At 69.0% G+C, this 9,796-nt stretch carries 5 protein-coding genes; 4 read left to right on the plus strand and 1 reads right to left on the minus strand.

From position 1 onward, the window contains the following. Positions 1-2 precede the first annotated feature (2 nt). Genes AC07O3_RS33085 through AC07O3_RS33100 form a run of 4 tightly spaced genes read left to right on the plus strand, consistent with a single transcriptional unit; the run spans position 3 to position 7,869 of the window. Complete coding sequence (locus AC07O3_RS33085) at positions 3-1,403, plus strand: DotU family type VI secretion system protein (protein ID WP_093082808.1); 1,401 nt, start codon at positions 3-5, stop codon at positions 1,401-1,403. Continuing rightward, complete coding sequence (tssM, locus tag AC07O3_RS33090) at positions 1,403-5,062, plus strand: type VI secretion system membrane subunit TssM (protein WP_093058946.1); 3,660 nt, start codon at positions 1,403-1,405, stop codon at positions 5,060-5,062. Before AC07O3_RS33085 ends, tssM begins: the two co-directional genes overlap by 1 nt. 1 nt (position 5,063) lies before the next feature. After that, complete coding sequence (gene tagF / locus AC07O3_RS33095; RefSeq protein ID WP_093058945.1) at positions 5,064-5,777, plus strand: type VI secretion system-associated protein TagF; 714 nt, start codon at positions 5,064-5,066, stop codon at positions 5,775-5,777. 52 nt (positions 5,778-5,829) lie between these two features. Further along, a complete protein-coding gene (locus AC07O3_RS33100) occupies positions 5,830-7,869 on the plus strand; it encodes a serine/threonine-protein kinase (RefSeq protein ID WP_495341364.1) in 2,040 nt (679 codons plus the stop codon). 31 nt (positions 7,870-7,900) lie between these two features. Here AC07O3_RS33100 and AC07O3_RS33105 read toward each other — a convergent pair whose 3' ends face one another. Further along, positions 7,901-9,451 carry a YifB family Mg chelatase-like AAA ATPase gene (locus AC07O3_RS33105; RefSeq protein WP_495341365.1) on the minus strand — a complete coding sequence of 517 codons (1,551 nt, stop codon included), beginning with the start codon at positions 9,449-9,451 and terminating at the stop codon, positions 7,901-7,903. Positions 9,452-9,796 lie beyond the last annotated feature (345 nt).

Genomic DNA, 9,796 nt, shown 5'->3' on the forward strand with positions numbered 1-9,796 from the left:
CTATGAACGGTGTCAACGACATGGCCGTCGGTCCGGGAGGCTTCGTGCCGCCGAATCCCGGCGGCGGCAATGCAATGGGCGACGCAGGCGGCATGCCGAATGCCTCGCGTGGTGGTAGCGGCCTTGGCGCGCAGCCCGAGTCCTTCACCGCATGGCACGACGCGCGGCGCCCGCATGCGGGCGACACGGCGCTCGCGGGCAACAACCCGCTGGTGGCGGCCGCCAATCCGCTGCTCGACCTGATTCCGCAGATCCGCGCCACCGGCCACCATCCCGCGCCGGCGCAGCTGCGCGAGCACCTTGTCGATGAAGTGCGCCGCTTCGAAACGCGCGCGCAGCAGGCGGGTATTTCGCCCGAGGTGATCATCGGCGCGCGCTACTGCCTGTGCACGGCAGTCGACGAGGCCGCGGCGCTCACGCCGTGGGGCGGCAGCATCTGGTCGTCGCAGAGCCTGCTCGTGATGTTCCACAACGAGACCTGGGGCGGCGAGAAGTTCTTCCAGCTACTGTCGCGCCTGGTGCAGAACCCGCAGCAGCACCTGCACCTGATCGAGCTCATCTACTTCTGCCTGGCCATGGGTTTCGAGGGGCGCTTTCGCGTCATCGACAACGGCCGCACGCAGCTCGAAACTCTCAAGCAGCGGCTGCTGCAGATCATCCGGCAGACGCGCGGCGAAATCGCCGTGCCGCTGTCGCCGCACTGGCAGGACGCGAGTGCGCCCGTGCGCCGCACGCGCAACTGGCTGCCCGTGTGGGCGGTGGGCGCGGTGGCGGCGGTGCTGCTGCTCGTCGTGTTCGCGCTGCTCACCTTCAACCTCGCTGGCCATTCCGACGGTGCTTTCGCGGCCGTCAACGCGGTACGTCTGCCGCAGACCACGCGCGCCGTGGTCATGCCAGCGCCAACGCCGCGCCTGCAGCGCTTTCTCGAGCCAGAGATCCGCGACGGCCTGCTGACCGTGCGCGACGAGGCCGACCGCAGCGTGGTGGTGCTGCGCGGCGACGGCCTGTTCGCCTCGGGCTCCGACCGCGTGCTCGACCGCTATGCGCCGGTGCTCGCGCGCGTGGCCGATGCGCTCAACGCCGTGGACGGCAACGTGCTGGTCAGCGGCTTCAGTGACGACCAGCCGATCCGCAGCGTGCGCTTTCCCTCCAACTGGCAACTCTCGCAGGCCCGCGCCGACGCGGTGAAGAAAATGATCGCCACGCGCCTTGCGCGCCCCGAACGCCTGCGAGCCGAAGGCCGCGGCGATGCCGACCCGCTCGTGCCCAACGACTCCCCGGCCAACCGCGCGCGCAACCGGCGCGTCGAGGTGACGCTGCTGGTAGCGCCCGTGGCCGGCGTGCCCGCCAACTCCGCGCCACTTACAGCTCCAGCAGCACCGCAGCCTGGAGGCACCCGCTGATGCTGCGCGCCATCTTCCGTTTTCTCATCAGCCGCGATCTGTGGGTCTTTCTGGGCCTGGTCGCGCTCGCCTTCCTGATCTGGATCATCGGCCCGGCCATCGCGGTGGGCCGCTACCGCCCGCTCGAAGACGAGATCGTGCGCATCGTGGTCATCGCGCTGATGTTCGCGATCTGGATCGCGCGCGTCATCTACCGCAAGTGGCGCGAGCGCCGGCTCAATGCGCAGCTGCTCAACCAGCTGCGCACCCCTTCCAAGAAAGAGAAGGAAGCCAAGCCCGAGGACGCGCCCGAGATCAAGGAGCTGCAAAGCGGCTTCACCGACGCCACGGCCATCCTGAAGAACATGCGCTTCGGCGAAGGAGCCGACGGTAAGTCCGGTGGGCGCTTCTCGCTGTTCGACCGGCAGTACCTGTACCAGCTGCCCTGGTACATCTTCATCGGCGCGCCGGGCTCGGGCAAGACCACAGCGCTGGTGAACTCCGACCTCGACTTTCCGCTGGCCGACCAGCTCGGCAAGGCTGCCGTGCGCGGCATCGGCGGCACGCGCAATTGCGACTGGTGGTTCACCAACGAAGCAGTGCTGATCGACACCGCGGGCCGCTACACCACGCACGAGAGCAACCGCGAGACCGACGAGGGCGAGTGGAAGGGTTTCATCGATCTGCTGAAGAAGTTCCGCCCGCGCCAGCCGATCAATGGCGCGATCCTCACCATCAGCATTGCCGACCTGCCGCTGGCCGACGACGCGCAGCGCGCGCGCCATGCGATGGCGCTGCGCAAGCGGCTGCTGGAGCTGCGCAACGACCTGGGCATCGACTTCCCGGTGTACGTGCTGGTCACCAAGACCGACCTGCTGGCCGGCTTCAACGAGTACTTCGGCTCGCTGGGCCGAGCTGAGCGGCAACAGGTGTGGGGCTTCACCTTCCCGATCCAGGGCAACCCGGCGAACAAGGCCGGCAAGGGAGCGGCCCCTGTGGGTAGCGGCGACCTGCGCGAGCGCTTCCACCAGGAATACAAGCTGCTGCACCAGCGCCTGGACGAGCGCCTGCCCGAGCTGCTGGCGGCCGAGTCCGACCCGATGCGCCGCGCGCAGGCCTACCTGCTGCCGCAGCAGTTCGCGAGCTTCGAGGACATCCTCGGCACCTTCCTGGCCGACGTGTTCAACCCGTCGAAGTTCGAGGCCGCGTCGATGCTGCGCGGTGTGTACTTCACCAGCGGCACGCAGGAAGGCACGGCCTTCGACCGCGTGATGGGCGCCATCAAGCGCTACCTGCAGGTCAACGCGCCGCCGGCGCCGCCGCCGGGCCCGGGCAAGAGCTACTTCCTGAAGGAGCTGCTGCAGCAGGTGATCTTCCGCGACGCTGGCGTGGCCGGCACCAACCTGCGCTGGTACCGGCGCAAGCGGGCCATCGACATCGCGGGCTACAGCGCCATCGGCGTGCTGCTGGTGCTGTTCCTGGGTGCCTGCGTGAACAGCTGGCGCAACAACAAAGACTACGTGGCCGAGGTCGACACCAACGCCAAGGCCTTCAACAAGGCAGCCGCGCGCGGCGAGCTACCGACGGTGGTCGATTCGAGTGGCGACATCGCCAGCTCGCTGCTCATCCTCGACAAGCTGCGCGACCTGCCGAAGTCCAGCCACTTCGACATCGGCGATCCGCCCACGTCCTACCGCTTCGGCCTCTACCAGGGCGAGAAGCTGCAGGCCGCAACTGATGGCGTGTACCAGCGCGCGCTGGAGACGGTGCTGCTGCCGCAGGCCGCGCAGCGCGTCGAGCAGTCGCTGCGCGACGCCGCGAAGATCGACGCCGAATACAGCTACGAGGCGCTCAAGGCGTATCTCATGCTGTATGACGCAGAGCGCTACGACGCCGACTTCCTGCAGGCCTGGCTGCTCGCCGACGTGGACCGCAAGATCGGCGCCTCGCTCACGCGCGAGCAGCGTGCGAACCTCGAATCGCACCTGAAGGCGCTGTTCGTGGGCCGCGTGCTGACCTCGCCGTTCGCAAAGGACGACCGGCTCATCACGCAGACGCGCGAGCGCCTGGCCGGCGTGCCGCTGGCGCAGCGCTCGTATGCGCGGCTGCGCCGCATCCTGCTGCAGACCAGCCAGCCCAATGCCTTCACCATCGCCGAGGCGGGCGGCGCCGAGTCGGCGCTGGTCATCCGCCGTGCGAGCGGCAAGCCGCTGACCGACGGCATTCCCACGCTGTTCACCTACCGCGGCTACTGGGACATCTTCGACAAGCGCATCGCCGAGACCACGCTGTCGCTCGAACAGGAAGACCGCTGGGTGCTGCAGATCCGCGCGCCCGGCATCACCGACATCACCTCGCGCGAGTTGCTGCTGCGCGAAGTGCGCCGGCTCTACCTCACCGACTACATCAAGGTGTGGGACGACTACCTCGTCGACATCCGCCTGGCCGACAGCCGCTCGCTGCTGCAGAGCATCCAGATGACGCGCGTGCTCTCGACCGCGGAGTCGCCGATGTCGCGGCTCATCCGCGGCGCGGCGCGCGAAACCGACCTGCTGCGCAACCACGACGAGGCCGCGCGCAGCCTGCTCGACCAGGCGCAGAACCGTGTGCAGAGCACGCGCGAGCGCATCGAACAGCTCATCGGCCAGCCCGACGGCAGCCAGCGCCGCAACACGCGGGTAGATCGCCCCGAGTCGCTGGTGGACAACCACTTCGAGCCGCTGCGCCGCATGGTGACCGCGCCCAAGCAGGGCGGGCAGGCCCCCATCGACGCGACGGCCGCGCTCATCAATGAGCTCTACAACTACCTCACCGCCACCGACACCGCGCTGCGCAGCGGCAACATCCCGCCGACCAGCGATTCGGTCACCAAGGTGCAGGCAGAAGCCGGGCGCCTGCCGGTGCCGTTCCAGGGGATGCTGAACGACCTGTCGGCCACTGCGTCGTCGAAGGCGGCGGCAGTGACTCGGCAGAACATCGGGCAGAGCGCTGCGGCCAGCATCGGCTCGTTCTGCAACCAGGCGATCGCGGGGCGCTATCCGTTCACGCGTGGATCGAACCGCGACGTGGCCTCGGGCGACTTCGCGCAACTGTTCGCGCCGGGCGGGATGATGGACGACTTCTTCCAGAAGAACCTCGTCACGCAGGTCGACACCTCGGTCAATCCGTGGGCTTTCAAGCGCGGCGTGGACGGCAGCGCGGCCGGCCGCTCGGCGTACCTCGATTCGTTCCAGAAGGCGCAGGCCATTCGCGACGTGTTCTTCTCGGGCATGGCGGGCGGACGCACGCCCTCGTTCACCATCGACATCCGGCCCGAGGACATGGATGCAGCGCTCACGCAGTTCACGCTCGACGTCGATGGGCAGACGGTGCGCTACGCGCACGGTCCGCAGGCGCCCAGCACCATCAAGTGGCCCGGCCCGCGCAACAGCAACCAGGTGCGCCTGCAGGTGACCACAGCCAACGGCACGCCGGCCGGCGGTATCGTGACCGAAGGGCCGTGGGCGCTGCACCGGCTGTTCGACAAGGCCTCGATCTCCGCGGGCAGCTCGCCCGAATCGTTCAACGCCAGCTTCGACCTGCAGGGCAAGAAGGTCGTGCTCGCGGTGACGGCCAACAGCGTCTACAACCCGCTGCGCCTGCCGCAGATGAACGGCTTCTCCTGCCCGGGGAAATCCTGAAATGAACAGCAGCATTCCTCCTCAGGCCTGGGTGCCAGTCGACGAACAGATCGGCTGGTACGGCAAGCTGCCGGCAGCCGGCGACTTTCTCTACCGCCGCATGCCGCGCGAACTGCAGGCGTGGTGGGACCGCTGGATGCAGAACGGCCTGGGCAGCTTCAAGCGCTGGCCTGACGCGATGACGCGGCACTACGCCGTTGCGCCGGTATGGAACTTCGCGATTCCCGCCACGCAGGGCGTGGACGCCGTGCAGTTCGGCTGCATTGCGCCGAGCTGCGACCGCGTGGGCCGCTACTACCCCGTGTGCATCACGCTGCAGGTGGCCGCGCAGAACTACCGCCCATCGGTGCTCGAAGGCTCGGCCGCGTGGTACCGGCAGTGCGGCACCGCGCTGCTGCAGGCCATCCGCCACGGCGTGGCGCCCGACCAGTTCGACAGCCAGGTGCTGGCCGCGGGGCGTGCCGGCTTCCAGACCGCCAGCGGCGGCTCGGACGACATCCTCTCGATCCTCGGGCCTACAGCCGGTGGCGCGAGTGCCCAGCAGCCCCTGGGCTGGCCAGAGCTTCCACTGTGCTTCGACCCTTTCGGCAGCACCAGCTACTGGTGGACCAATCAAGCCGACGGATCGCCGTTGCGGACCGCTGCCCATGGCGGAGGCCTCAACACACCACTGTTTTCCAAGTTGTTTTCGCAGGGGCATGTGCCATGGGCATGAAGAAGAGCCAGACCGGCCATAGGGGCCACAGCAGTCCCGCAGGAGGAGAAGCATGACGACGACGCACGGCATCGGAAGCCCGCCGGCCGAGACGGATGACGAACGGCCGCACCCGCTGGGCGTGAACCACCGGCTGGCCGAATTCGAGCTGCTGGAGGTGATCGGCGAAGGCGGCTTCGGCATCGTCTACCGCGCTTACGACCACTCGCTGCAGCGCGAGGTGGCCATCAAGGAATACATGCCTTCGATGCTCGCGCGCCGCGTGGGCGACAACAGCGTGCACGTGCGCTCCGAGCGGCTCACGGCCACCTTCCAGGCGGGCCTGCGCAGCTTCATCAACGAGGCGCGCACGCTCGCGCAATTCAGCCATCCGGCGCTGGTGCGCGTGCATCGCTTCTGGGAGGCCAACTCCACCGCCTACATGGCGATCCAGCTCTACAAGGGCCGCACGCTGCGCCGCCTGGCCGAGGACGAGCCGGGCAGGATCACCGAGCCCTGGCTGCTCGGCATGCTGGGGCCGCTGCTGGGTGCGCTGGAGACGCTGCACCGCAGCCAGTGCTTCCACCGCGACATCGCGCCCGACAACATCTTCATCCAGCAGGACGACCTGCCGGTGCTGCTCGACTTCGGCGCGGCGCGCAAGTCGATCGCCGACCTCGTCGACGAAGTGGCGGTGATGGTGAAGTCGGGCTACTCGCCCATCGAGCAGTACGCCGACGACAACACGCTGCTGCAGGGCGCGTGGACCGACATGTATGCGCTGGGGGCAGTGCTGTACCGCGCGGTCACGGGCCATCCGCCGCCTTCGGCCGTGGTGCGCAGCGTGCAGGACGCCTACGTGCCCCTGTCGTCGATGGGCCGCGACGACCTGAGCCCGAGCTTCTGCACCGCGGTCGACCACACGCTGGCCGTGCACAGCAAGGACCGCACGCAGACCGTGGCCGCCTTCGCGGCCGAGCTGGGGCTTGTGAAGCTCGGCGACATCTACGTGAGCGGCATGAGCGCCCCGACGGTGATCATTCCCGCGGCGCCCGTTTCGGCGACGCCGCCACCTCCGCCGCTGGTGCCGCAGCAGTTCTCGCCGATGTCGGCACCGGTGCCGCTGGAGCCGATGCCGGTGGCAGCGCTGGAGCAGCCGAGGGCAGCGCCTACGCCAGTGCCGGCGCCCGCACCGCGCGTCGCACCGCAGGACCGCAGCAAGGCGCAAGGGCACAAAGCCGCAGCACCAACCGCGCAGAAGAACAAGCTCAAGCGCCCGCCGTGGGGCATGGTGGGCGCGCTGCTGATCGCGCTAGTGGCCGTGGGCAGCTGGATCGGCCTGCGCCTGACCTCGGGCATGCAGCCGCAAGAGACCAAGACCGCGATGGTGCCGGTGCCGCCTCCGGCCGCGCCGATGTCGAGCAACACCGCGCCGCCGGCGGCAATGCCACCGGCCACCACCACCGATGGCGTGCCGGCCGCGCCTGGAACGCCTGCGGCCGGCGGTAGTGCAGCAGCGCCGCTGCCCGCTGCACCGGCCAGTGCGCCCGCCGCGACGGCCACGGCGCCGCTGACACCGCTGGAGAACGTCCCGGTCGGCCCACCGGCCGCGCCGCCCGAATCCGCGCTGGCCACCGCCGAAGCCGAAGACTGGAACCTCGCGCAGACCGAGAACACGCGCGAAGGCTACGAGGCTTACCTGCGCCGCTACCGCCGCGGCGTGCATGCGCGCGAGGCGCGCAATGCAATCGCCGAAATCAACCGGCTCTCGCCGCCGTCAGTGCCCGTCGCGCCCGGCACGTTGCCGCCTGGGACCACGACGACGACCGTGGCGGGTGCCACACCCGCCGGCACGCCGGGCGCACCTGCTGCCGCTCCCGCCACGCCTGCGGCCTCGCCCGGCATGGGCCGGGTGCTGTTCAACGTCCGCCCCTGGGGCCAGGTGTTCGTCGACGGCGCGGACCGCGGCGTGAGCCCGCCGCTCAAGTCGCTGTCGCTGCGCCCGGGCATCTACAACATCGAAGTGCGCAACGGCGATCTCGAGGTGTTCCGGCAGCGCGTGACGGTGCAGGACAGCAAGTCGGCGCCTGTGGTGAGCCACGAGTTCAAGTAGTACGGTCTGCGCCGCGGCTGGGCTCCTGCGTTCATTTGGCGCCGCGCAGTGCCCTGCGGTACTGCACCGCCTCCGCCACGTGCGCCGCTTGCACCGCATCCGCCCCCACGAGATCGGCGATCGTGCGCGCCACCTTGAGCGCGCGGTGCGTGCTGCGCGCCGACCAGCCGAGCTTGTTCGCCGCGTTGAACATGAACTTGCGCGCCGCGTCGTCGAGCACGGCATGCCGGTCGATGGCAGCGCCTTGCAGCGACTGGTTGGCGTGGCCTTGCCGCCGTATCGCACGCTCGCGCGCATCGACCACGCGGGTGCGGATGCTGTCGGTCGATTCACCGGGCGGCGCTTCGAGCAGCAGCTGCGCCGACACCGCTGGCACTTCGATGTGCAGGTCGATGCGGTCCAGCAGCGGGCCGCTGAGCTTGCCCTGGTAGCGCGAGACCTGGTCCGGCGTGCAGCGGCAGGGTCTCGACGAAGAACCCAGGTAGCCGCAAGGGCAGGGGTTCATGGCGGCAATCAGCTGAAAGCGCGCCGGGAATTCGGCGCGCCGCGCGGCCCGGGCGATGGTGATGGTGCCGGTCTCCAGCGGCTCGCGCAGCGCCTCCAGTGCCGAGCGGGCGAACTCGGGAAATTCGTCGAGAAAGAGCACTCCGTGGTGCGCTCGCGAGATTTCTCCGGGCCGGGGCGGAGAGCCCCCGCCGACCAGCGCCACCGCGCTCGATGTGTGATGCGGTGAGCAGGTAGGCCGGCTCATCCACCGCTCGGTCGCAAAGCGCCCGCCCAGGCTGGCCACGGCCGCGCTTTCCAGTGCCTCGTCGATGTGCATCGCCGGAAGCAGGCCCGCGAAGCGCTGCGCGAGCATCGACTTGCCCGAACCCGGCTCGCCGACCATCAGCAGGCTGTGGCCGCCGGCCGCCGCGATTTCGAGCGCGCGCTTGGCGCCGGCGTGCCCCTTCACTTCAGACAGGTCTGCGTACTGCGGTGGAATCGCGCCGGGCGCGGCCTGGACGCGCGCCCAGCCACTGTCGTCTGGCGATTCGGGCAGCTGCGATGCGGCATCGCTGCCTTCGGCGATGAACTGGCGCACCACATCGAGCAGGTGCTTCGCGCCATACACCTCGCCGCCCGGCACCAGTGCGGCCTCCTGTGCACTCTCCAGGGGCAGCACCAGCCGCGTGGCAACGCCGCGCGTGTGCAGCGCCAGTGCCATGGCCAGCGCACCACGAACGGGCCGCAGCTCGCCCGACAGCGACAGCTCCCCGGCGAACTCGTGGCCGGCGAGCCGGGCGTTGTCGATCTGCCCGCTGGCCGCGAGGATGCCCAGCGCAATGGGCAAATCGAAGCGCCCGGAGTCCTTCGGCAGGTCGGCCGGCGCAAGGTTCACCGTGATGCGCTTGTTGTTCGGAAACTCCAGCCCCGCGTTCTGGAGCGCCGAACGCACCCGTTCGCGCGCCTCCTTGACCTCGGTTTCCACCAGCCCGACCAGCGTGAAGCTGGGTAAACCGTTCGCCAGATGCACCTCGACAGTGACACTGGCCGCTTCCAGGCCCAGCAAGGCGCGGCTCTGCACCAAAGACAATCCCATTCTTCTCCCTCTCCCCAAGATGGTGCGCCTATCTTCGACATGTCCGCGGTGGTGCGGCGCACCGGATATCTGCAACCACTCGCAACAGACGTTGTAACGATTTGGCTCTCAACCAATGCGGGGGCGGGGGTGGTTATGACCGGTATTTGTGCAGTTTGGCACGCTCCCTGCTTTGAGCCTCACAGGTCCAACAACACACTTGCGAGGAGTTCCCTGATGACGCACCGTACCGCCGCCCAGGCGCTGATCGTTCTGGCCGCTGCATTGACCGCTTCGGGCGCAGCCCTGGCGCAAACAGCAACGACGGATGCCGCAGCAGCACCGGCAGCCGCTCCCGCCCCGAAT

The sequence above is a fragment of the Variovorax sp. GW821-FHT09D05 genome, from assembly GCF_059416325.1.